Origin of the sequence: Porphyromonas uenonis 60-3 (assembly GCF_000174775.1) — a bacterium.
Lineage (GTDB): Bacteria > Bacteroidota > Bacteroidia > Bacteroidales > Porphyromonadaceae > Porphyromonas > Porphyromonas uenonis_A.
Genome location: NZ_ACLR01000124.1, coordinates 33,930 through 58,216 on the forward strand (window position 1 = coordinate 33,930; position 24,287 = coordinate 58,216).

The following is a 24,287-nucleotide window of genomic DNA, read 5'->3' on the forward strand; positions in this document are numbered from 1 at the left end:
ATGGAGGACTTGATCGATTTCCTCCGACGTCCGATTTTCTTCATAGAAATATTGATAGATTTATACTGTATCATGCTTCAGTCTATCCCCAGGGGATTCGTTATTGATTAGAGATATTTTTCTAACTTTGTCGGTGCAACGAACATTGTTTTAACCGACTCATATCAAAACAACCTATGCAGTACTATTTACACGTTTCGCTACGAGGGAGCCTGCTGGCAGGCTTACTTCTCCTGCTCTCTACGAGCTGGCTAGAGGCTACTCCGCTGGAGTCTCTTGCTCCCGACACAATCATTGAGCGGAATGACTATAAGCTTATTATAGAGCCTAGTAAAGGTCAGACCGACGTAATCCTGGTCGACTACAACGAGCGGCACCGTGTGCGTCGCATGGAGACGACCGCTCACTCGATAGATCGAGAGCTTCGTAAGGCTCTTTCAAGTGTAGGTGGTGTACTCGGCATCTACGATGATAATAGCTTTCGCTGGGGTACGATACGCCTCTTTCCGAAGCTATACTTCGGCTCGACGATGATGCTGGGCGATGCTTTTGCCCATGCAGCTACCCCCTGCTTCAACCACTACATGGTGGCTCCGATAGGGTATAGGTACTACATCAAGGGGCGCTACTTCGTCGGCTTTGACTTTGCCTTTGAGGGACGTACTTACAGTCTGCGTGATGGTTATTACTTTACGACCAATAAAGAGTTTAGTGCACTGTCTCAAAGTCACTATGATGATGGGATGGGACTACGCCAGAGCAAGTTGGTGACACGCTACATATCTTTCCCAATCACACTGGGGATGCGCCCGATGATGAATAGTCGTATGCGTCTCGGTGTCGAGGTAATCCCACAGATCAAGTACAAGGAGTATGTGATGCACAAGCAGTATGGCGATCGGCACAAGGAGCGCACCACGACGGAGGCGACACCGCCACTGTCGATGACCTATGGGGCTTTTATAGATTTTAGGCCTATCGGCATCTATGTACACTATACACCTCAGCCACTACTCCTCGTCAGAGATGCTAGGAGTAAGTACAATAATGAGGGCCTCCTCACGGCTGGACTAAGTATCACCTTCTAATCGCATCGCCACTATGTACTCAAGAGTTTATACATTACCCTTATTTGCGTTAGTCACCCTACTCCTTACTACACTAAGCGCCACGGGGCAGACGGTGACCTCGTGTGATACGATCCAGCTTGCTGACCGCACGGTCTATGTGATGCGAGGTGAGAAAGATACTCAGATAGAGGTGGAGCATCGGCTCCCCAAAGGTCAGAAGCAAGAGGTGCCACTCTATATAGATAGGGTATGGACGAGAGGTGGTCGTCAGACAGCTTGGAATCGCTCCCGCATTAGCACCGTTCACAAGCAGGATGGCCAGCCTATCATCTATAAGACCCTGATGGGAGATGTCTCCTATCACTTTGTCTGCTCCTTCGGTTGGAACCTCTTTACAGCTCCAGCATGGAGTGGCAAGCAGCGCTTCTGGGGCTCTACTCGTGGAGAACTTGGAGTCTATGGAATCCTCCAGATCGGGCGTAGTCCGTGGGCTTTCAACGTGGGGACTTCGCTTGTGGGTAGTAGCTTTGCCTTTGACAAGAAGTACGCTATGCAGCGTGACGATGAGGGGCAGACGATCCTAAAGCAGGAGCCTAAGGAGGTAGGCTATGCGCAGACGCAGCTAGACCTCCTCTCCATAGAAATGCCGATAGGTCTGTCGCTCTCATGGGGCGAGACGAATGCATGGAGCTCGCTATCGATCGTTCCGAAGTTCGTATGCCTGCAAAAGTCCCGCACACGCTCGCTCGATGAGCGGGTCAATACGCTTGTGGACGATGATCTCAATGTACGTCCCTTCGGACTGGATCTGCGTGGCGAGATAGGGTATGGCTTCTTCGGACTCTTCGGACGGGTTAGTCTGCTCAGCACCATACCGTCAGCGCAGGCTGAGGTGAGCACGAGAGACTACTCGATAGGTATCGTGGGTCGCTTCTAGAGGAGAGCTCGCTAATCCACTATCAGATACGATATTCCCTTTGAATTGTGGGTAGTGCTCAGACGAGTGCTACCCGCTTTTTTGTACCTTTGTGGTGGCTCTGCGCCTTGACACTTCACTAGATGCTCACCTCTCGATCCATACAGTGGTTCACACCGATTCAGATAGCTCCTCTGCCCACCTCTATAGCGGGGCGCTATGGGGATCGTATCCTGACGCTTGGCTCTTGCTTTAGTGAGCATATGGGCGAGCATATGCGGCACCTCGGATATGACGTACTGGTCAATCCTTACGGTACGCTCTACAATCCGATCAGCATCTGCGATACGCTGGAGGATCTACTCCTCGATGAGCAAAACCAGCCCGACTACACTCCTTATATTATAGAGCGCGACGGACTCTACTATAGTCTGCGTCACCACAGCGCTATCTATGGCGAGAGCCAAGAGGCACTACGCGAGGCGACCGCTCAGCTATGGCATACGGCTCATAGCCGACTAGCGGAGGCGGACTGGCTCTGGATCACACTCGGCACGACGCAGGTCTACTACCTTGCGGAGGAAGGGCATGCCGTGGCAAACTGTCAGCAACTACCCGCACGTCTCTTCGACAGACGGGACCTTCCCCTGGATCTTCTGCAGGAGCGTATGCTAGCAACGCTTTCACAGCTCCTTAAGCATCATCCGTTGCAGATAGTTCTGACGGTTAGTCCTGTGCGCTATCTGCAGGACGGCTTGGCGGAGAGCAACTTGTCAAAGAGCAAGCTACGTATCCTCTGCGACACGCTTTGCCGTGAGTTGCCTGCCTGTCATTACTTTCCCGCTTATGAGATCCTACATGATGAGTTGCGGGACTACCGCTTTTACGCTAGAGACTTGACCCACCCCTCTGATGAAGCGGTCGCCTACATAGCCGATCACTTCGTCGCATACTGGGCAAGCCAAGAGGCGCGTGATGTGGAGATGCGTCAGGCGGCCCAGCGTCTGCGCAAGCTGGCTCAGCATCGGCCTAAGACACCGCACGGAGCCGAACGACTACAGACTCAGATCGCTGAGCGCATAGCACACTGCCGTGAGCGCTATGGAGAGAAGCTCTGCATAGCCTCCGTAGTAGAACCATGATGACCCCTATTTACAACACGATAATGTCTACACTGCAAAACATCCTTGAGTATCTTCGTCCTATCCAAACGCATCTCGTCGACGAGCGTCCGATACGACATATCCTGACCGATAGTCGTAAGCTCACTTCGCCGAGCGATAGCCTCTTCTTCGCAATGCGTACCGCTTCGGGCGATGGGCATAAATATATTCCCCAGCTTTACGAGCATGGGGTGCGGGCTTTCTTCATCTGCGAGCCGATCGAGCCCTACGTGGAGCGCTATCCTGATGCCAACATTGTACAGGTGCAGGAGACGCTCCGTGCGCTCCAGCAGATAGCTAGCCACTGGCGTATGCGCTACAACTACCCAGTCATCGGCATCACGGGAAGCAACGGCAAGACGGTCGTCAAGGAGTTTCTCTATCACCTCCTCTCTGGTTGCTATCGCATCGTGCGCTCGCCAAAGAGTTACAACTCACAGCTCGGCGTGCCGCTCTCGATACTGAATATGGAGGAGGAGCATACGCTCGCTATCTTTGAGGCGGGGATCTCGATGCCGATGGAGATGCTACGTCTCCAGCGCATCATACGGCCGACGCTCGGTATCTTGACCAATATTGGGGCGGCGCATCAAGAGAACTTCGTTTCGCTCAATCAGAAGATCGAGGAGAAGCTGCAACTCTTTGTCGATGCCGACCACTTTGTCTATGATGCCGACAGTGATGAGATACAGCGAGGTATTGACAACTTGGGGCTTTCGGACAAGGCGATCGGCTGGAGCCTCACGCCTGGCAAAGCTTACTACCATGTCTCCTATAGCCACTCAGGGGACGGCACCACAATCATCACAGTTCAGCATGCGGATGAGAGCAGTACGGTGACCATTCCCTTTGCGGATCAAGCTTCTATACAAAACGCTACCCACTGTCTCTGTCTCATTGGTCTCCTGCCACTCACCACGGCTCAGCGCCAGGCGGTGCTAGCACGCTTTGCGACGCTCGAGGCGATCGAGATGAGACTGGAGGTCAAGGAAGGGCAGGCGGGCAATCGTCTTATCAACGACGCTTACAACAACGATATCAATTCGCTTCGCATTGCGCTTGACTTTCAGAAGCAGCGCACGGCTACTTCGCATCAGCAGGCGGTGATTATTCTCTCCGACATCCTACAGAGTGCCCAGCTACCACGAGACCTCTACAAGCAGGTGGGGGAGATGATTGCGCAGTATCCCCACACGCTCTTCATCGGTGTGGGACGGGAGCTGTGCAACTATCAGGACTACTTCCAGAGGAGTGGGGAGGGGAAGACCGCCTTCTATGAGACGACCGACCAACTTCTTGCCGATGACCTCCTGGGCACCATCACTCATGCGGAGATTTTGGTCAAAGGGGCTAGACAGTTCCAGTTCGAGCGTATCGTACAGCACCTAGCTAAGCAGGTGCATGAGACGACTCTAGAGATAGATCTCGAAGCTCTGGTGAACAATCTGAAAAGCTACAAGGCGCTCCTCTCGCCCGAGACACGTATCATCGTCATGGCCAAGGCACAGGGTTACGGTATCGGAGCTTACGAACTGGCCAAGGCGCTGGAGCAGCAAGACCTTGCAGCGCTAGCGGTGGCACTGGCGGACGAAGGCAAGGAGCTTCGCAGCAAAGGGATCCTCCTGCCGATCATCGTGATGAATCCCGAGGTCGAGGCTTTTGAGGTGATGACGCAGAGTCGCCTAGAGCCGGAGATCTACAACGAGCGCATACTTCGTGAGTTTGCCCGTCATGTGGAGCGTCAGGGATTGAGCCACTATCCTGTTCACATCGAGCTAGACACGGGTATGCACCGTACGGGCTTCACGCCAGACAGAGCGACTTTAGAGCATCTCGCTCAGACGCTTCACGAGGTGGAGCCGCTGATACGGGTGCAGAGTATCTTTACGCACTTGGCTGCTGCCGATGAACCGATGATGAGCGACTTCACGGAGCAGCAATTTGCTCTCTATGACGAGGGCGCCGACTACCTTACCAGTCAGCTCTCCTATCGTCCTCTGCGCCATGTCCAAAACACGGCCGGCATGGAGCGGTACAACCATCATCACTACGACATGGCTCGCCTAGGAGTAGGGCTCTATGGAATCAGTGCTACGGGTAGTCTCACCCTCGAGCCTGTTGCTAAGCTACGCACTACGCTCCTACAGATCAAAACGATCCCTGACGGGGAGACTATCGGCTACGGAAGACGTGGGCAGGTCGCTCCTGGCGGACAGATTGGTATCATCCCGATTGGCTATGCCGACGGCTATGATAGGCGCTTCAGCTGTGGCGTGGGGAGCGTTATGATCCACGACACGCTCTGTCCGATCGTGGGCAACGTTTGTATGGACACTTGCATGGTTGACCTCACGGCACTCCAGGGAAAGGTTGCCGAGGGCGACGAGGTAATCATCTTCGGCGTGCCAGGCTTGCAGGTGAGTGACCTCGCAGAGCGCATCGGAACCATACCATATGAGGTGATTTCCAAGCTTTCGCCTCGCATCAAGCGCACTTACTACAAGAGCTAACGAACACTTTCTTCTTGAAAGGGCTTGACAGGACTTTAAATAATCAGTAACTTAGCGGAATGTTTCAGGAAACCTATCGAGAAGGCTTACCAAGATATCAAAACACAACACTATAAATAAATAATACTATGGCTATTCAGACAAAGATCGTAGAGTGTGTCCCCAACTTTAGCGAGGGACGTGACAAAGCAAAGATTGAGCAGATTGTACAACCCTTTAGAGAGACCAAGGGCGTCAAGCTACTAGACTACAGCAATGACGAGGATCACAACCGCTGCGTGGTGACCGTCATGGGCGAGCCTGAGGCTGTCCGCAAGTCTGTCATCGCTGCTGTCGAGGTCGCTGTCAAGGTGATCGACATGACCAAGCATGAGGGCCAGCACCCACGCATGGGCGCTGTCGACGTTATCCCCTTTATCCCCATTCGCAACATGGAGATGGAGGAGGCTATCGAGCTCTCTAAGGAGGTCGGCAAGGAGATCGGTGAGCGCATCGGTGTGCCTGTCTTCCTCTATGAGAAGAGCGCTACGGCTCCTCATCGTGAGAACCTCGCTAAGATCCGCAAGGGTCAGTTCGAGGGCATGGCCGAGAAGATCCACGAGGACGAGTGGCACCCAGACTTCGGTCCAGCTGACATTCACCCCACAGCAGGCGTTGTAGCTGTTGGTGCACGTATGCCACTCGTTGCTTACAATGTCAACCTTAACACGGCTGACCTTTCTATCGCTGACGCCATCGCTAAGAAGGTACGTCACATCGGCGGCGGTCTGCGCTTCTGCAAGGCTATGGGCGTAGAGCTGACTGACCGACACATCGTACAGGTCTCTATGAACCTCACCGACTACACCAAGACAGCCGTCTATCGTGCTCACGAGATGGTACGTATGGAGGCTCGTCGCTACGGTGTCGAGATCGTTGGCGCTGAGGTCATCGGCCTCGTACCTATGAAGGCGCTCATCGACTGCGCTGAGTACTACCTCGGCATCGAGAACTTCTGCGAGACCCAGATCCTAGAGCTCCGCATGATGGAGTAGTGCGAACATAGCGTTTCACCAACTAGAGAGTAGAGTCTCTAGGACAGCTAGCACGACTAGTATTCCTAAAAAGCCTAGAAACTCTACTCTCTAACCTCTAACTTCTAAAATCTAATGTCCAATCTCTACCTATACAATATTGGTCAGATCGTGACTCGTCCAGGATCCACCGCACAGCATGGTGCTGAGGCGATGCGTCAGATCGGAGTCATCGAGGGACCAGCCGCTATCATCGTACGACAAGGCAAGATAGCCTTCGTCGGGACCATGCAAGAAGCCGAGCAAGTAGACCACACCGACTGCGTCGCTTATGACGCTCAGGGCGGGTGCGTCCTGCCAGGCTTTGTCGATAGTCACACCCACCTCATCTTCGGCGGGTATCGTGAGGACGAGTTCCAGTGGCGACTAGCGGGCGATAGCTATATGAGCATCATGGAGCGTGGCGGGGGGATAGCCAACACGATGAAGGCGACCCGTAGCGCAACGGCTGAGGAACTCACCCAGCGCGCCTCTGCACATCTAGACGCCATGCTATCCATGGGCGTCACTACCGTCGAGGCTAAGAGTGGCTACGGCATGGAGCTCGATACGGAGATCAAGCAGCTAGAGGTCATTCGGACGCTACAGAAGCAGCACCCGATAGACCTTTACCCCACCTTCATGGGAGCGCACGACACACCGCCCGAGTACAAAGGTCGTTCCACAGACTTCATCCACTACCTCTGTGACACAGTCATGCCAGTAGTCGTAGAGCGAGGCTTAGCAGAGTGTTGCGACATCTTCACGGAGCAAGGAGTCTTCGACCATGAGCAGACACGCATCCTCTTGACCCGTGCTAAGGAGCTAGGGCTCAAGGTCAAGATGCACGCCGACGAGATCGTCTCCTTCGGTGGCGCCGAGCTAGCAGCCGAGCTAGGATGTCTCTCTGCAGACCACTTACTACAGATATCTGACAAAGGTATCCAAGCCTTGGCTCAGAGCGACACCGTGGCTACCTGCCTTCCCTGTACAGCCTTCAGCCTTGGCGAAAAGTATGCGCCAGCACGTCGCATGATCGATGCTGGTTGCGCTGTAGCCGTTGCTTCCGACCTCAATCCTGGCAGCTGCTTCAGCTCCTCCATCCCGCTCATGTTCGCTCTAGCGACCATCTATATGGGCATGACCGTCGAGGAGGCCGTCACAGCACTCACGCTCAATGGCGCAGCCGCCATCGGCCGTGCAGACCAGATAGGAAGCATCGAGGTAGGCAAGGCGGGAGACCTAGCGCTCCTACGCTTCCCCTCGTACAAGTTCCTCTCCTATCACTTTGGGGTCAACCTCGTACGAGCCACCATCAAGGCGGGTACCGTCTACGAAAACAAACTCGTGACCCCCACACCCAGCGTCTAGCCAGGCTAGTCGCTACCCATCTAATTAACTAACAAACAATCTCAATCATCCTATGAATAATAGTCTAACAGATTTGACTGTCAAGGGGCTTCTTGACGTCACCGCAGGCAAGGACCCGGTACCTGGAGGTGGTAGCATCTCAGCACTCAGTGGTTCCATCGCTGCAGCTCTCACCGAGATGGTCGCTGGCCTCACCATTGGCAAGAAGAAGTATGCCGAGGTCGAGGAGCAGATGAAGGAACTCGTCGAGCGTGTCCAAAAGATCCGTCAGCAGTTGATCCTCGATGTAGATCGTGACAGCGAAGCTTACAACGTTGTCTTTGCCGCATTCCAAATGCCCAAAGAGACTGACGAAGAGAAGGCTGCACGCTCTGCGCAAATCCAAGAGGCTACCAAGATCGCGGCCAACGTACCCATGGAGGTCGCTCGTCGTGTATACAGTCTGCTGAGCGACATCGAGGAGGTTGTCTCCAATGGTAACCAAAACGCTGTCACCGATGGCTGCGTCGCTATGATGTCCGCACGCAATGCGATCATCGGCGCACTCTTTAACGTCCGCATCAACCTGACCTCCATCAAGGACGAGCAGTTCGTCGCAGACATGACCGCCGAGGCTGACCGTCTTGAGCGTGAGGTGATCGAGCGTGAGGCTAAGGTCATAGAGTATACTAAGGAAGCTTGCAAATAAAGAAACATGTCAGCACGTAAATCATTCGCCATCGGTAGCGAGCAGCTCACCATCGAGCTATGCCGAGAGTATCTAGAGAACCACTTCGAGCTAACCCTCTCACCAGAGGCCGTCAAGCGTATCGAGCACTGCCGCAACTACCTAGACCGCAAGGTCGAGGAGGTTGACAAGCCCATCTACGGTGTCACCACAGGCTTCGGTTCACTCTGCAACCGCACCATCTCACCTGATCAGCTCACCAAGCTTCAGGAAAACATCGTCAAGAGCCACGCTTGTAGCTGTGGTGACGAGGTCGCAGCCCCCATCATTCGCCTCATGCTCCTGCTGAAGGCTCATGCCCTCCAGATCGGCAATAGTGGTGTACAGGTAGAGACCGTACAGCGCATCGTTGACATGCTCAATGCCGATGTCCTACCCGTCGTCTATGACCGCGGTTCGCTAGGTGCTTCAGGGGATTTAGCTCCTCTAGCCAACCTCTTCCTCCCGCTCATCGGTTACGGCGAGGTACGCTACAAGGGCGAGAAGCTCCCCTCCTGCGAGGTCCTCGGCAAGTTTGGCTGGAAGCCCATCAAGCTCAAGAGCAAAGAGGGTCTAGCCCTCCTCAACGGTACCCAGTTCATGAGCTCGCACGGTGTCTATGCCCTCATACAGGCAGAGCGCCTCAAGCTAGCCGCCGACTGGTGCGCAGCACTCTCACTAGAGGCCTTCGCTGGACTAGATGCTCCCTACGATGATCGTCTGCATCAGATACGTCCACATCAGGGGCAGATACAAGTCGCAGCCCACATGCGTGAGCTACTCAAGGGCAGCGAGATGATTGCAAAGCCCAAGCCACAGGTACAGGACCCATACAGCTTCCGCTGTGTGCCTCAGGTACATGGAGCTTCCCGTGACGCCATCGCTTACGTGCGCAGTGTCGTCGAGACTGAGATCAACTCCGTCACAGACAATCCCACTGTCTTCCCCGATGACGACATGGTCGTCTCAGGTGGTAACTTCCACGGCCAGCCACTAGCCATCGTCTACGACTTCCTCGCTATAGCACTCGCTGAGCTAGGCAATATCTCAGAGCGTCGTGTCGCTCAGCTCATCCTCGGGCTACGCGACCTGCCTGAGTTCCTCGTTGCCAACCCTGGACTCAACAGTGGCTTCATGATCCCACAGTATGCCGCAGCCGCTATGGTCAGCCAAAACAAGATGTACTGTCACTCAGCAGCTAGCGATAGCATCGTCTCCAGCAATGGTCAGGAGGATCACGTCTCCATGGGAGCCAACGCAGCGACCAAGCTTATGCCACTCATCGCCAACCTCTATCGTCTCTTCGGCATCGAGCTACTCAATGCCGCTCAGGCCATCGAGTTCCGTCGTCCTATGAAGACCTCGGAGCGCCTTGAGGGCTTCCTCGCAAGCTTCCGCAAGGTCTGTCCTCGCGTCGAGGATGACGTCGTCATGTACGAGCAGATGAACAAGGCTGAGGAGCTCATCAAGACCTTCCCCTTTGAGTAATCACTCGTTATAAGGTAGTGTAGGGGCATCGCCCCTCATACTACACCCCAAGCGTGAGCGTGTTGACTAAGTACAGTCAGCACGCTCATTTTGTTTACCATAGCCTGAAGGCACCTATGCCCTCCCCGCAAACCAACTCCTCACAGCTCGAGGAAAATCCGAATCGCCCACGGATGCAAACGACACTCTCCACGGAGGCATCAAAAAATTCTTCGGAAGTTTGATTTGCTTCTTCCGAAGTTTCATTTCATTCTTCCGAACTTTTATTTCGGCCCTCCGTGGGGAAAGTTCGTTTGCTCCCTAGAGATCGGTGATTTCCTCGGGAGAGATTGCAATCGGCGGTGATGTAGGAGTGGCGATAGCGTGAGGTTATAGCGCTGTGTAGCGTGGTTTAACTTGTGTATCCCCTCGTTGTCGTCATGCGTAGCCCCTAGGATGCGGGGTTGTCGTGCGTCAAGGCTGGCGAATTAGTGCGCCTCGAGCCAATCTTTGCCAGTGCCGATCTCCACGACAAGCGGTACGGAGCACTCGGGCCAGGCGCATTCCATCGCTTCGCGAACGAGGGCTGTGACACGCTCCAGTTCGTCGAGATAGACGTTGAGGACCAGTTCGTCGTGCACCTGCAGGACGAGGTAGCTGCGTAGCTGTTGCTTCGTCAGCTCCTCCTCGACACGTATCATAGCGATCTTGATGATGTCGGCAGCGGTGCCTTGGATCGGTGCGTTGATAGCGTTGCGCTCAGCATTGCCACGCTGGGCTCCACGCGCCGTGCGGAGGTTGCGTAGCTGCCGACGACGACCGAAAGCGGTCTCCGTATAGCCTCGCTCGGTGGCCAGCGCTATAGCCTCATTCATAAAGGCTTGTATGTGGGTAAAGGTGGCGAAGTACTCCTTGATCAGCTCGGCAGCCTCGCCAACGGGGATGTTGAGTCGCTGGCTCAGACCGTAGGGTGTGATGCCGTAGTTGATACCAAAGTTAGCTGTCTTCGCCTTGCTGCGCATTAGCGGGGTCACCTCTTCGGGAGCAACTTTAAAGACCTTAGCGGCTGTCGCCGTGTGGATATCGTCACCCGATAGGAAGGAGTGTATCATCGCTGGGTCTTGGCTCAGATGCGCCATGACGCGCAGCTCCACCTGCGAGTAGTCCGCACTGAGCAGGACAGCGCCGATCGGCTTCTCATGGGTATGATCCACAGGAGCGCAAGCGGAAAGGCGCGGGGTGTAGTACGGATCAGCGACAAAGGCACGACGCAAGGGACGACCGAGGTCGCTACGGATGGGGATGTTTTGCAGATTCGGATTGCTCGAAGAGAGCCTGCCCGTGGCGGTGACCGCCTGATTGTACGAAGTGTGGAGCTTGCCATCGGGGTAGCACATCTTGGGCAGCGGATCTATATAGGTGTTGAGTAGCTTGCGTGCCTCTCGGTAGTCTAAGATGAGCGCCACGACGGGGTGGAGCGAGCGAAGCGGGAGGAGCGTCTCCTCGTTGGTCACGTAGCTACCAGTCTTGGTTTTGCGCGGCTTCTCCATAATCTGGAGTTCGTCAAAGAGCAATTCGCCGATCTGCTTTGGGCTATTAACCTTGAGGTTAAGCCCTCGTGAGGAGTAGCTCTGTATCTCCTTCTCTAGGCGAAGGACGCTCTCGAGCAGCTCCTGACGGGAGCGCTGCAAAGCCTCAATGTCGAGGACGATACCACGTTGCTCCATGTGCATCAGCACGTAGAGGAGCGGTATCTCCACCTCGGTGAGGAGTCGCTGCTCGGTAGGGGAGAGCTGCTTGTGCAGGGCTTGGTAAAGGCGTAGCGTCACGTAGGCATCTTCGCTGGCGTAGTCGCAGAGGAGCTTGGGGTCTACGTCGGTGCGTAGCGCAAAGATTTCCAGAGGCGAGAGATCTTTGTAGCGTATCGTGTCGTAGCGGAGCAAGCCCCCCGCCAGTTCGTCGAGGCTGTGCCCCTGGTCGGCATCGATCAGATAGTGCGCCAGCATGGTGTCGTAGAGCGGGCGCGCCTCGGGGAGTCCGTAGCGTGTCAGCACCTCTAGGTCAAACTTCGCATTGTGCGCCACCTTCAGCACACGCTCGTCCTGCATCAGTTCTTTAAGCGGAGAAAGTATGTGCGTAGCCTCCTCAGCCGACTCGGGCAGCGGGATAAAGTAAGCTTGCTTCTCGTCGGCACAGAGCGACATACCGACGATACCCGCACAGAGCGCATCAAGGCCGTCGGTCTCGGTGTCAAAGGCTACAACGGAGCTACCCGCCAACTGCTTAGCGAGCTGGCTCACTGCTTCGTAACCTTGCACTTCGGTAAAGGTAACGCCAACCGTCTTGTAGTTTTCTAGAGGAGTAGTGGCGCTAACGGGACCCGCAACCTCGATCGTGGCTGGCAAACTTGGCGCTGCTGAACTACCGCCAAGGTCAAAGAGACCTACCTGAGCAGCGGTCGCTGCGGGCTTGCCGATACGCTTCAGTAGAGAGGTGAAGGCAAACTCCTTGAAGATGCGCTCCACAGCGGCGTGGTCGGGGCCTCGCCACTTCATCTGATCGGGATCAAAGGTGACTCCTGGCACATCGGTCACGATGGTCACGAGATGTCTCGAGAGCATCGTCTGCTCCTTGGCTGCGAGAAGCTTTTTCGCATAGGTCGGCTTCACCTGATCAATGCGTGCGTAGATATCTTCGATCGTGTCAAACTCCTCGAGGAGTCTCTGCGCAGCGACTTTACCAATGCCTGGGCAACCAGGTACATTGTCCGAGCTGTCGCCCACAAGTCCCAAGTAATCAATCATCTGCAGCGGATAGCGGATGCCGTACTTAGCAGTTATCTCCTCAGCGCCTAGTAGCTCGAAGCCTGACCCCGTGCGCTGTGGCGCAAACATCTGTGCATGCGGTCCGACGAGTTGCCCGTAATCCTTATCTGGCGTGACCATGCGGACCTCATAGCCCGCCTCGACAGCTTGACGGCTCAAGGTCCCGATCAGGTCGTCCGCCTCATACCCTTCGACCCCCAGCAGAGGTATCTGGTAAGCCTGCACCAATTCTTTGATATAAGGCATGGAGAAGCGTATTGTCTCGGGAGTTTCGGGGCGATTGGCCTTGTACTCTGGGTACTCCTTGTGGCGAAAGGTTCCTCCCGGCATATCCATCGCCACGGCAATGTAGTCGGGGCGCTCCTTGTCAATGATGTCTTGTAGCGTGGAGGCGAAGCCGTAGAGCGCACTCGTGTCGCGACCCTGCGCATCCACGAGGGGACGATTGATGAAAGCGTAGTAAGCTCGGTAAATCAGTGCATAAGCATCAAGCAGATAGAGCGTAGGCATAGTTCAGATAGGGTAAAAGTAACGGGTTAATCTAGGGATTTGGTAGGCTGGCTGAGCGAGCGAATGACACGGCAGGGATTGCCCACGGCTAGGTTCATCGGGGGGATGCTCTTCGTGACGACACTCCCCGCGCCGATCACGGAGCCTTGGCCAATGGTTACACCAGGGAGGATCGTGCAGCCTCCACCGATCCAGACGTGGTCCTCAATGATGATCGGGATGCCAAACTCCCAGCCGGCAGCGCGCTCCTCGAGGTCGAGCGGATGCCCCACACTGTAGAGGGACACGGAGGGACCGATGAGCACATGGTCGCCGATGGTTACATGTCCGCCATCGAGGATGGTGCAGCCACTATTGATGAAGGTATGACTACCCACCTCAATCTCGCTCCCGTAGTCGCAGAAGAATGGTGTCACCAGCCAACTCTCCTCGCCGAGTCCTCCGAGTAGCTCCTGTAGCGCACGATGATACTGCGCCCGCTCCTCGACGGGTATGCGGTGCAGGGCTTGCAGTCGCTCTTTGCACCGACTGGCCAAGAGCTGACGGTCAGTGTCGCTCTGTATATTATAGTAGCGATAACCCTCGGGCTGTGGAGAGGGTACAAACGATAATGGGTGCGTAGTGTGAGACATACGGTGAAGTGATAAATGCAGAGAGGGCTTGCTAAGCGATCCTCTACGACAAAGGTACAATAAATCCCCTCGCCTTTCTCTTTCCTCCTGCGGGCACTCTAGTTTCTTCCGTAGGAAACTCCAGTTTCTCCTATATGAAACTCTAGTTTCTCCTGTATGAAACTCCAGTTTCACCCGTATGAACCTGGCTGAAATGGGGCAGAGGCAAAAGAAAAGTGGCGACAGCTCCTCTGTAAGAAGCTGTCGCCACCTCGGCAAATGTATTGGGGTAGGGGACTAGAGCTTGCGCCGAACCTCGATCTCCTCAAAGGACTCGATGATGTCGCCCACCTCTATGTTATTGTAGTTCTTGATATTGATACCGCACTCGAGACCAGAGACCACTTCCTTGGCTTCGTCCTTGAAGCGCTTGAGAGACTCCAGCTGACCCGTATGGATGACCACACCGTCGCGGATGACGCGCACCTTGTCGGTACGCTTGATCTTGCCATCGGTGACCATACAGCCTGCGATGGTGCCGATCTTGCTCACCTTGAAGGTCTGCAGTACCTCCAGATTGGCCGTGACCTGCTCGCGAATGTCTGGCGAGAGCATGCCCTCGAGAGCGTCGCGGACATCTTCGATAGCATCGTAGATGATCGAGTAGGTGCGGATCTCAACGCCCTCCTGCTCGGCGAGCTTACGAGCCTGAGCACTGGGACGAACCTGGAAGCCGATGATTACAGCGTCGGATGCCGTCGCCAGCTGAATGTCTGACTCGGTAATCTGACCGACACCCTGATGGATGACGCTCACCTGGATCTCCTTCGTCGAGAGCTCGATGAGTGAGTTGGCCAGGGCCTGTACGGAGCCGTCCACGTCACCCTTGATGATGAGGTTAAACTGCTGGAAGTTGCCCACAGCGATGCGACGACCGATGTCGTCGAGGGTAAGCATCTTCTGCGTACGCAAGCCCTGCTCACGCTGTAGCTGCTCACGCTTGACAGCTAGCTCACGAGCTTCCTGCTCGGTCTCCATGACGTTGAAGTCGTCACCAGCGGTCGGTGCCCCGTTGAAGCCGAGGATAGAGACGGCTGTGGATAGCCCAGCGGTGTCAACACGCTTGTTGTACTCGTTGTACATAGCCTTGACACGTCCGTAGTAGCTACCAGCTAGGATGTAGTCTCCGATGTGGAGGGTGCCTCGCTGGATCAAGACGGAGGCGAGGTAACCCTTGCCTTTGTCTAGTGAAGACTCAATGACGGAGCCAGAGGCACGACGATGAGGATTGGCCTTGAGCTCGAGGAGTTCGGCCTCGAGGAAGATTTTGTCTAGTAGGTCGGGGATGCCGATGTTCTTCTTGGCAGAAATCTCCTGTACCTGATACTTACCGCCCCAATCCTCGACGAGGTAGTTCATACCTGCGAGTTGCTCACGGATCTTGTCTGGATTGGCTCCGCTGACATCGATCTTGTTGATCGCAAAGATGATCGGCACACCAGCAGCGCTAGCGTGGTTGAGCGCCTCAATGGTCTGAGGCATCACGGCATCGTTTGCCGCAATGACGATGACCACAATATCTGTGATCTGCGCACCACGAGCACGCATAGCGGTAAAGGCCTCGTGACCTGGTGTGTCCAAGACGGTCAAGCGACGACCATCGGAGAGGGTTACGTTGTACGCACCAATGTGCTGCGTGATACCTCCTGCCTCGCCTGCCGTAACGTCCGAACGACGGATGCAGTCGAGTAGTGAAGTCTTACCGTGGTCTACGTGACCCATGATGGTGATGACGGGTGGACGAGGCTCTAGATCCTCAGGCTTGTCGGGTTCCTCGTCGGCAGTGATCGCCTCAACGACGTTGGCCGATACGAACTCCGTCTCGTAGCCAAACTCCTCGGCAACGATGTTGATCGTCTCGGCATCAAGACGTTGATTGATCGACACCATCATGTCGATGCTCATACAGGTGGAGATGACGTCGGTGACGGGGACATTCATCATGTTGGCAAGGTCGCTCACGGTGACGAACTCGGTCAGCTTGAGTACCTTCTCGTCTTGCGTGGAGAGCTCCTGCTCACGCTCAAACTCGGCACGGCGTGCCTCGCGCTTCTCACGTCTAGACTTAGCAGCACGTCCGAAGGCTGTCTGTTTGTTGTTGAGTCGTGCTAGGGTCTCCTTGACCTGCTTAGCTCTTAGCTCGTCCTGCTCCTCTGGAGTCAAGACTGGCTCCTGACGCTTGCTCTTACGTCCCGTGCGACGCTCATTGTGTGCTGGGCGCTCGCCTCGCTGTGGAGCTGCTGCGCGAGTTCCCTTCTTGCCTGAGCGATCGTCCTGTATCTTGGCGCCTTCGCTCTTGACATCGACAGCGCCTGAGGAGATGCGCTTGCGCTTGCGACGGTTGTTGTCCTTATCTTTGTCCTTGTTAGACTTGCGAGAGCGAGAGCTACTGAAGCTACTGAGGTCGATCTTGCCGACCACCTTGAACTGTGGCTCGTCCTCCTTCTTTGCAATGCGAAATATCTCTGTCTCAGCCTCGCCTTTGGTCTCTGCAGTTGCCTCAGCGGGTGTCTCTGCCTGGGGCTTTGCTGCGGGAGCTTCCTTGGCTACTGGCTCCGATGCGACAGGGGCTGGTTGCTCGGGAGCTTTCTGCTTTGGCTCTTCCTTTGCAGGCTCAGCCTTAGCAGTAGCGGGCTTGGGTTCGCTAGGTATCGGCTCCTTAGTGGCAGCAACTGGCGCAGGCTCCTTAGCCTTTGCTGTCTCCACTTCTTTTGGTGCGACAGGCGCTGGCTCTTTAGTGGTAGCCTTAGCGGAGGACTTAGGACTCTCGGCTGGCGTAGCCTCCTCCTTTGTCTCTTTAGTCTCAGTCGCCTTTTGGGCCTCCTTGGCAGGCGTAGCAACTTTTGGTTGCTCAGCCGTCGTGCTAGCCTTTGCCTTAGCTGGTTCCTCTTGCATTGTCTCCTTCTGCTTAGCCGTCGTCGCGCTCTTGGTTGTGCTCTTGGTCGCACTCTTGGTCGCGCTTTGGGTCTTGCCCGTCTTAGTGGCTGTCGCCTTGGTCGTAGAACCCGAGACGGGGTTGTTGTGCTTGTCCAGCTCTATCTTGCCTACAACGTTGAGCTGCGAAGCGCTTGCCGCCGTAGGGATGTCTGGTTCCGCCTCTTCCGTTGTAGTGGCTGGAGCTTTGCTCTCCGTGGGCTGCTCCTTGGGACTACTAGCCTCACTCTTCGATGCAGGCGCCTGAGCCTCTGGTTTAGCCTTAGACGAGCTCTTGCTACGGAGGAACTTCTTCTTGGCTCTTCCTACAGTCTCCTCATCAAAGGTCGGCGTGAAGTCACGCAGGATCAGATTAAACTCATCATCCGTGATGCGTGTGTTGGGGTTGTTGTCGACTTCTTTTCCCTTGTCGTGAAGGAAGGCGACAAGCGAATTGACTCCGATGTTGAGTTCTTTGGCTAGGCTAAACAGTTTTATGGACATATATTTCTCTTGATTGCTCGTCTACGGGTGGGGTTCGGTTTGTTCTTATCGTTGTATATAGATCCAGTCACGGTCACCCCCTACACTGTGACTGGCTGATAGGTGTGCTCTGCTTACTCCTCGGTAGCTTCGTCCTCCTTGAGGTCTTCGATGATCGCCTCTGCGATCTCACTTTGCGTAGGTACAGGGCTCTTGATCAGGTCAATGTTTTCCTGTGGTAGCCCCATCTCCTCTAGCTCCTCCAGGTCAAACTCGGACGAGAGAATGCGTAGGACATGGTCAATGGTCTCTATCTCAAGATCGGTCTTCTGGAGCAACTCCGTGCGTGACGTGGTCAGGACGGCACGAGCCGTGTTTAGACCAATGTCTAGAAGCATCTTGATGACCCAGTCCTCGATCTCATCGCTAAACTCGGAGAGGTAGATGTCCTCCTCGGTCGTGTCTGCCGCATCACGGAAGACTTCAATCTCAAAGCCTGTCAGGACGGACGCCAGCTTGATGTTGCTAGCGTTCTTACCGATAGCTAGAGGTACATCCTCAGGCTGTAGGTAAACCTCGGCCTTTGCCGTCTCTGGGTAGAGCTCGATGGAAGAGACCTTGGCAGGACTGAGCGCACGCTGTATGAATAGACTATCGTTTGACGTATAGGTGAGGACGTCAATGTTCTCACCATGTAGCTCCCGCACGATACCACGTATACGGCTACCATTCATACCGACACAAGAGCCGACTGGGTCAATGCGGTCATCGTATGACTCGACGGCAATCTTAGCGCGGACGCCTGGGATACGTGCTACACGCTTGATCGTGATCAAGCCGTCAGCGATCTCAGGTACATTGATCTCGAAGAGACGCTTGAGGAACTCAGGGCTAGTGCGTGAAAGCGTGACACGAGGATTGTTGTTCTCATTGTCCACACGCGCTATGACGGCATGGACGCTATCGCCCTTGCGGAAGTATTCGTCGGGGATCTGCTCGCTCTTGGGCATGATGAGCTCGTTGCCATCCTCATCAACGAGTAGGGTCTCACGCTTCCATACCTGATAGACTTCGGCGGTGATCATCTCTCCTACACGCTCTATAAAGGTCTGGTAGAAGTGCTCCTTCTGCAGATCCAATATCTTGCTTGAGAGGGTCTGGCGTAGATTGACTATAGCGCGCCGACCGAAGGAGAGGAAGTCCACCGAGTCAGTCACATCATCTCCGATCTCAGCCTCGGGGTCTATCTCACGAGCCTCCGAGTAAGCCACCTGTTCATTCTCCCGCTCGACTGCATCGTCTGCAACCACCTCGCGGGTACGCCAGATCTCAAAGTCTCCGCTATCCGCATTGATGATCACGTCAAAGTTGTCGTCTGAGCCAAACATCTTAGCGAGGATGCTCCGGAAGGAGTCCTCTAATACGTGGAGCATCGTCTCCTCGTCTATATTCTTCAGCTCTTTGAATTCAGTGAGTAGAACCTTTAAGCTCGTTGCTTCTTTCTTTCTAGCCATATATCTATGTTGGATCTCTTCTGTGGGACTACTGTCTTAAGTAATGATGGGGTAGGGGCTCTATCAGAGTGCCTTGTCTAGGTCGTACGAGATACGCTTTAGCTGATCACGCTCGATGCGATGAGGCTCGATGATCTGCTGCTTTTTCTTCTTTTTACCATCCTGTATGATCTCCGTGCGCTCGACCTCTAGGACGACATACTCGGGGAGCTGATCCGCGCCCCTAGCACCGACCTCGATGAGCTTGCCGTGCCACTTCATCCCTGACGCGTCGACCGCCTGCACGGGCGCCTCCAGGTGACGGGTGTACTGCTCGTAGACCTGCCACGGATCGGAGAGACTAGGCGACGACACCTCCAGGGCGTAGTCCTCCTCCTCGTCACGATCGTGTAGCTGTGTGATAGCTCTAGAGATCTCGACACAGCGAGAGATGGGCAAGCCTCCCATGGCATCGACCACTACTCGGATCTGATCCCCTGGGCTACTAGTTACCTCCACGACGAACTCATCCTCGTGGAGCATCTGCTCTATGTCTGTACGGAGTACTGCTAAATCTATCATGATACTCGATGGTTATATACAAAAAGGAGGGAACCGCTGTCGCATGGCTTCCTCCTCCATACCTAAGCTGAGTCAACTGCTCGTGAGCCGTACGACCTCAACCGGTTCATTACGATGCAAAGATAGTAATATTTCTTCAGATAGCATACTGTCTACCCGATGCAAGGTAAATAAGCCACCTAGGTAATGATGGAAGAATCAAAAAAAAACGCCAAGCCCCTCTACCTCATAACCCTTACCAAACGAAGGAATAGGAGGCGGAGGGGCTGCTGTATCGTGTAGCGTAGAGCTTAGCGAAGTGTCTCTAAAAGATGACTACTCGTGTGTCGCTACAGAGACGAAGCTACGATCTCCTCTCGTCTGAGAGAAGACGACCGTGCCGTCTGTAAGTGCATAGAGGGTATGATCCTTGCCCATGCCCACGTTCTCACCGGGATGGTGCTGCGTACCTCTCTGACGTACGATGATGTTACCAGCCTTGCAGGCTTCACCTCCAAAGATCTTAACGCCTAGGCGTTTGCTTTCGGATTCGCGTCCGTTCTTGGAGCTTCCTACACCTTTCTTATGTGCCATGATTCCTTAGAGTCTTTAATTATCCTACGATTTGCTTTACTAGTATCTCGGAGAACTGCTGGCGATGCCCTCTGAGCTTGCGATAGCCCTTTCTCCGCTTCTTGTGGAAGATCAGCACCTTCTCACCCTTGACGAGTGGAGATACGACCTCACATACTACCTGTGCGCCCTCAATCGTCGGGGCTCCTACTGCTACTGCTCCGTCCTTGTCGAGGAGCATAACCCGGTCAAAGGTAACCTCTGCACCCTGCTCCACCTCGCGGATATGATGCACGAAGAGCTTGCGACCCTCCTCTACCTTAAACTGCTGACCTTGGATTTCAACAATTGCGTACATTACGTTCGTCTGTTACTATTATTATATAGTCCCGTAAGGTGGCAGCCTACAATCAATCTGCGCTTGACAAACCCTACTTAGGAAGTAAATCGACTGCAAAGGTACAAAAAACTTGACACCCCGCAAGCGTACCCCCGCTGAGAATCGAACTCAGATCTAAAGTTTAGGAAACTTCTATTCTATCCGTTGAACTACAGGGGCATCGGCACGCCTGCACCTAGAGCCTATGAACCCTCTTCGTACAGTCGCCACCGCAAAGGTACGCAATAAAACGGTACCGCCACACCTTCGCCCGCCATCACAGTTACGCAAATATTATGAGTAGACCTATGTAGGGCCGCACGGGAGCGTCTAGCGGGAGGGCGTCTGTCCCCGTTAAAATCAAGATGCTGTAACCTTTGACTCAACGGACGTCCCGATGGCCTGTGTCCCGACTCGCAGGGAAGCTGTACCTTTGTCCAAAACAACGAGCAAGTTATGTTAGGAGCAATAATAGGAGACATCGTTGGCTCACGATTTGAGTTCGCAAATACCCACCGCACAGACTTCGAGCTTTTTGCCAAAGGGTGTGACTATACGGATGACACAATCTGTACCGTAGCCATTGCCGATGCACTGCTGAGAGGAGCAGACTTTGCCGACACCTTGCAGACGTGGTGCAGGCGCTACCCCCATCCTAAAGGTGCCTACGGCGGGCGCTTTCACCAGTGGATCTATACGACACCGCCAGTCCCGTATCGTAGCTTTGGCAACGGCAGCGCCATGCGTGTCTCTCCGTGCGGTTGGCTACCCACTCGTGACGCCGTCTTGTCACAAGCTAAGGCGAGTGCCGAGTGCACCCACAACCACCCCGAGGGGATAAAAGGGGCGGTCGCTATCGCAGAGGCGATCTACCTCCTCAGAGGTGGAGCAAGCAAAACTGACCTCAAGAAGCACCTCGAGGACACTTACCATTATGACCTCACGCAAAGCGTAGACTACATCAGAGAGCACAACAGCTTTGACGAAACTTGCCAAGTGACCGTACCGCAAGCGATAGTCTGTTTCTTAGCGGGGCGCACCTTCGAGGAGGTTATCCGCCTCGCCATCTCCATCGGTGGCGACAGTGATACTATAGGAGCTATCTCTGGGAGCCTTGCCGAGGCGCACTTTGGGATACCCCCCGAGATACAGCAACGCGCCCTCGCTTATCTCCCTGAGGATATGCGTCAGATCGTCGACAGCTTCCGTCAAACGATCCGATGAGACGAGCACATAGAACCATCCATTGACAAAATCCTCTCCAGACTACTATTATATATATACGTCCCCGACCGATCAAAAAGACGGATTCTCGAGAGCGGATTACGCTCCCCACGGAGGAAATTCCTGCTAGCTCACGAGAAAACGAAAATTCTTCACCGAGGGCCGAAATAAAAGTTCGGAAGAATGAAATGAAACTTCGGAAGAAAGAAATCAAAGTTCCGAAGAATTTCTCCGTGCCTCCGTGGAGAATGAAAAGTCTCCACCGAGCAATTCTCGATTTCCTCCGTTCGTGCTCGTACGACCCACCCATCAGACACCTCCGTCGTGCGCTCCCACAGCGCACTTCCGCCTGATATTTCCCGAATCTCCGAGATCTCTCTGCTTTCATTGGTGTGCCTTTAGTTTGTATCTTTGGTGTCAAGATCATTGAGTTATGAAAGATGTCCCGCCAATAGTACTTGAAAAGGCGAAGCCCTTGCTAGATAGAGGCGGCTTCGTCAAATACCTTGGTCGCTCGAAAGATGGCGATATTTACTACGGAGCTATTGAAAGCTGTGACACTGGATTCCCTTCTGTGTTTATCTTCAACGGTCATTTCGTTAGAGAGGTTAATGGCTTTGAGGCGTTGGCTATATCACGACCCTTTCTCGAAGATTGATAAGAACTTCTCTAAGAACTTTTTTGTCCTCCTCCTCTTCGTCCGAGAAGTCCGTTAGGTCAACGTCTCAGTCGTCTAGCTGTGCGGTGACTTTCATTATCTTGGTTGTCACTTGGCCAAGGTGTATTTAGTTCGTATCTGTGGCGTTGAAGACGTGGAGTTATGAAGAACAAAGACTATACTAATCTCAAGGATAAGACCATATTTGACTTCTGCACTGATGAAGAGCTTATCAAAAATGGTTTTGGACACGTAGTGGAAGATAAGGAAGAGTTTATTCGATTTATGAAAGAGAATCCTTCGTCAAATGCTTTGATGTTGCTCCAATTAGCCGTTGAGGTTCTGCACGACGATAAGCTCATAGAAGCAATTGAGAGAGATTTCTCTGATGTGACTATTCCTCGCTACGAATAAATCTATTGTCCGCCTGAGGTGGGGCGTTGCTGTGCTACTGCTTGCTAGCTGCTCGCTAATTCGTATCTTTGGAGTGCAATCAATCCTATTACCTTATGTGTAACTTAGATTACGTTTACGAACAGCTCACGGCTGGTCGTGATGCCTATATCATTGACTACGCCTCTGATCTTGCTGTACATTATTCTCCAAAGTTCGGCGATGAAGTTGAGGGAAAGAGTGCAAGGAGTGCTGGAGGTGTGACGGTGATGTGTCCACAAAGTGATGAGTTGTTGTTTGAATGCACGCTCGCTGGAGATATTGTCTCCAAAGAGACGTATGACTGCTTCTAGTCTTGGAAGTGCGCATAGTACTTGTCAACTTGTGCTACTATATAGTTGGCACAGACTAAGGAGGGGCGTGCTTTGACGGTTGATATACCATCTTCTGTCCTGCTGCTCTCTTTACGTCTTGTCCTATAGTGTGTTAGCCTTCTTGTTTTCGTATGCCGTGTTTGCGAGGAGTGGCTTTCGGCGAAAAAAGTTTGCTGAAAATTTGGTGGTTTCAAAAAGTCGTTGTACCTTTGCACTCGCAACTCAAAAGAACGGGTCTTCGGAGGTGTCTGGGGAGCCTTGAGTGGTGAGCAAGTTTTGATGGATAGAGTAGTGCTTGGGCATTCCTATATATATAATAGGTGTAAGACGCACGGGCGAGGCTCTCAAAAAAAACTTCTCCGAATATTTGGTGGATTCGAAAAGTTGTTGTACCTTTGCATTCGCAACTCAAAAGAGAGGGGTTTCCGAGTGAACTCGGCGATCCGACTAGTCGGAAGTGTCTGACACGGTTTCTGGAGAGATGTACGGCAGGTAGCTTTGAGGGTTTCTTTCCTTCAGTAGCTTCAGAGTTTCTCAAAAGGGTTTCTAACTCCGACTGAAGCTCTCGAAAAAAAACTTCTCCGAATATTTGGTGGTTTCAAAAACTTGTTGTACCTTTGCACTCACAACCCGCAAGAAAAAGCAGTTCGCTCTTCACGCGTGAAGAGGTTATGAACTGGGGCTCCTAACGAGGGACTACGCTTACGGGGATTATAGAAGCGATCTTTGATATATTTCATAACTAAACAATCAAAGTGTAGTGGTCTAGAGAAGTTTCTAGATCAAGCAATACCTAAGACAATCAAAATCTAGGTCTACACTGCGAGGACAATAAGCATAATAGCACAATAATCATCTTAGAGACAAGGCTTGAGAGTAGCGCAGGCTACAAGGGTTTTGTATTATAACACAGAGAACAAACAAACAAAATACTAACAATGGAGAGTTTGACTCTGGCTCAGGATGAACGCTAGC

Annotated in this window: 19 protein-coding genes and 1 tRNA gene; 12 read left to right on the forward strand and 8 right to left on the reverse strand. The window is 53.6% G+C overall.

Features of this window, described 5'->3' with window-relative positions; translation table 11 throughout:
- The first annotated feature begins 176 nt into the window (after positions 1–176).
- The 8 genes from PORUE0001_RS04780 to hutH all read left to right on the forward strand — a co-directional run bounded on the left by PORUE0001_RS04780 (position 177) and on the right by hutH (position 10,276).
- Positions 177–1,088, forward strand: coding sequence for a hypothetical protein (locus PORUE0001_RS04780; RefSeq protein ID WP_007365325.1), 912 nt, complete (start codon positions 177–179; stop codon positions 1,086–1,088).
- 13 nt (positions 1,089–1,101) lie between these two features.
- The gene (locus PORUE0001_RS04785; protein ID WP_007365319.1) at positions 1,102–2,007 is read left to right on the forward strand and encodes a hypothetical protein; all 906 of its coding nucleotides are present in this window, start codon (positions 1,102–1,104) and stop codon (positions 2,005–2,007) included.
- A gap of 122 nt (positions 2,008–2,129) precedes the next feature.
- Positions 2,130–3,128, forward strand: coding sequence for a GSCFA domain-containing protein (locus PORUE0001_RS04790; RefSeq protein WP_007365350.1), 999 nt, complete (start codon positions 2,130–2,132; stop codon positions 3,126–3,128).
- The gene (locus PORUE0001_RS04795; RefSeq protein WP_232501417.1) at positions 3,125–5,659 is read left to right on the forward strand and encodes a bifunctional UDP-N-acetylmuramoyl-tripeptide:D-alanyl-D-alanine ligase/alanine racemase; all 2,535 of its coding nucleotides are present in this window, start codon (positions 3,125–3,127) and stop codon (positions 5,657–5,659) included. The genes PORUE0001_RS04790 and PORUE0001_RS04795 overlap by 4 nt, the downstream gene beginning before the upstream one ends.
- Positions 5,660–5,787: 128 nt before the next feature.
- Positions 5,788–6,693 carry a glutamate formimidoyltransferase gene (ftcD, locus tag PORUE0001_RS04800; protein ID WP_007365334.1) on the forward strand — a complete coding sequence of 302 codons (906 nt, stop codon included), beginning with the start codon at positions 5,788–5,790 and terminating at the stop codon, positions 6,691–6,693.
- Between the two features lie 114 nt (positions 6,694–6,807).
- The gene (gene hutI, locus PORUE0001_RS04805; RefSeq protein ID WP_007365332.1) at positions 6,808–8,082 is read left to right on the forward strand and encodes an imidazolonepropionase; all 1,275 of its coding nucleotides are present in this window, start codon (positions 6,808–6,810) and stop codon (positions 8,080–8,082) included.
- A gap of 52 nt (positions 8,083–8,134) precedes the next feature.
- Positions 8,135–8,770: a cyclodeaminase/cyclohydrolase family protein gene (locus tag PORUE0001_RS04810; RefSeq protein WP_007365317.1), complete on the forward strand. Its 636-nt coding sequence runs from the start codon at positions 8,135–8,137 to the stop codon at positions 8,768–8,770.
- Between the two features lie 6 nt (positions 8,771–8,776).
- Positions 8,777–10,276, forward strand: a complete 1,500-nt coding sequence (hutH, locus tag PORUE0001_RS04815) for a histidine ammonia-lyase (RefSeq protein WP_007365348.1) — start codon at positions 8,777–8,779, stop codon at positions 10,274–10,276.
- Between the two features lie 467 nt (positions 10,277–10,743).
- Here hutH and polA read toward each other — a convergent pair whose 3' ends face one another.
- The 8 genes from polA to PORUE0001_RS04855 form a co-directional block, all read right to left on the reverse strand.
- Entirely contained in the window at positions 10,744–13,590 is a 2,847-nt protein-coding gene (gene polA / locus PORUE0001_RS04820; RefSeq protein WP_007365322.1) for a DNA polymerase I, read from the reverse strand.
- A 26-nt stretch (positions 13,591–13,616) separates the two neighbouring features.
- Positions 13,617–14,222: a sugar O-acetyltransferase gene (locus PORUE0001_RS04825; protein ID WP_007365316.1), complete on the reverse strand. Its 606-nt coding sequence runs from the start codon at positions 14,220–14,222 to the stop codon at positions 13,617–13,619.
- Between the two features lie 276 nt (positions 14,223–14,498).
- Positions 14,499–17,678, reverse strand: a complete 3,180-nt coding sequence (infB, locus tag PORUE0001_RS04830) for a translation initiation factor IF-2 (RefSeq protein ID WP_007365328.1) — start codon at positions 17,676–17,678, stop codon at positions 14,499–14,501.
- Between the two features lie 113 nt (positions 17,679–17,791).
- Complete coding sequence (nusA, locus tag PORUE0001_RS04835) at positions 17,792–19,171, reverse strand: transcription termination factor NusA (protein ID WP_007365321.1); 1,380 nt, start codon at positions 19,169–19,171, stop codon at positions 17,792–17,794.
- 63 nt (positions 19,172–19,234) lie between these two features.
- The gene (locus PORUE0001_RS04840; RefSeq protein WP_007365324.1) at positions 19,235–19,732 is read right to left on the reverse strand and encodes a ribosome assembly cofactor RimP; all 498 of its coding nucleotides are present in this window, start codon (positions 19,730–19,732) and stop codon (positions 19,235–19,237) included.
- 315 nt (positions 19,733–20,047) lie between these two features.
- A complete protein-coding gene (gene rpmA, locus PORUE0001_RS04845; RefSeq protein WP_007365330.1) occupies positions 20,048–20,305 on the reverse strand; it encodes a 50S ribosomal protein L27 in 258 nt (85 codons plus the stop codon).
- Between the two features lie 19 nt (positions 20,306–20,324).
- Positions 20,325–20,642, reverse strand: a complete 318-nt coding sequence (gene rplU / locus PORUE0001_RS04850; RefSeq protein WP_007365346.1) for a 50S ribosomal protein L21 — start codon at positions 20,640–20,642, stop codon at positions 20,325–20,327.
- A gap of 129 nt (positions 20,643–20,771) precedes the next feature.
- Positions 20,772–20,843 (reverse strand) — tRNA-Arg (locus PORUE0001_RS04855).
- Between the two features lie 276 nt (positions 20,844–21,119).
- Between PORUE0001_RS04855 and PORUE0001_RS04860 the strand changes: the two genes are divergently transcribed.
- From PORUE0001_RS04860 to PORUE0001_RS04875, 4 genes are all read left to right on the forward strand, one after another.
- On the forward strand, positions 21,120–21,887 hold the full coding sequence (locus PORUE0001_RS04860) for an ADP-ribosylglycohydrolase family protein (protein ID WP_007365352.1): 768 nt from the start codon (positions 21,120–21,122) through the stop codon (positions 21,885–21,887).
- 433 nt (positions 21,888–22,320) lie between these two features.
- A complete protein-coding gene (locus PORUE0001_RS04865; protein ID WP_039865623.1) occupies positions 22,321–22,545 on the forward strand; it encodes a hypothetical protein in 225 nt (74 codons plus the stop codon).
- Between the two features lie 162 nt (positions 22,546–22,707).
- On the forward strand, positions 22,708–22,959 hold the full coding sequence (locus PORUE0001_RS04870) for a hypothetical protein (RefSeq protein ID WP_007365320.1): 252 nt from the start codon (positions 22,708–22,710) through the stop codon (positions 22,957–22,959).
- A gap of 95 nt (positions 22,960–23,054) precedes the next feature.
- Positions 23,055–23,291 carry a hypothetical protein gene (locus PORUE0001_RS04875; RefSeq protein WP_039865624.1) on the forward strand — a complete coding sequence of 79 codons (237 nt, stop codon included), beginning with the start codon at positions 23,055–23,057 and terminating at the stop codon, positions 23,289–23,291.
- Positions 23,292–24,287: the final 996 nt, after the last annotated feature.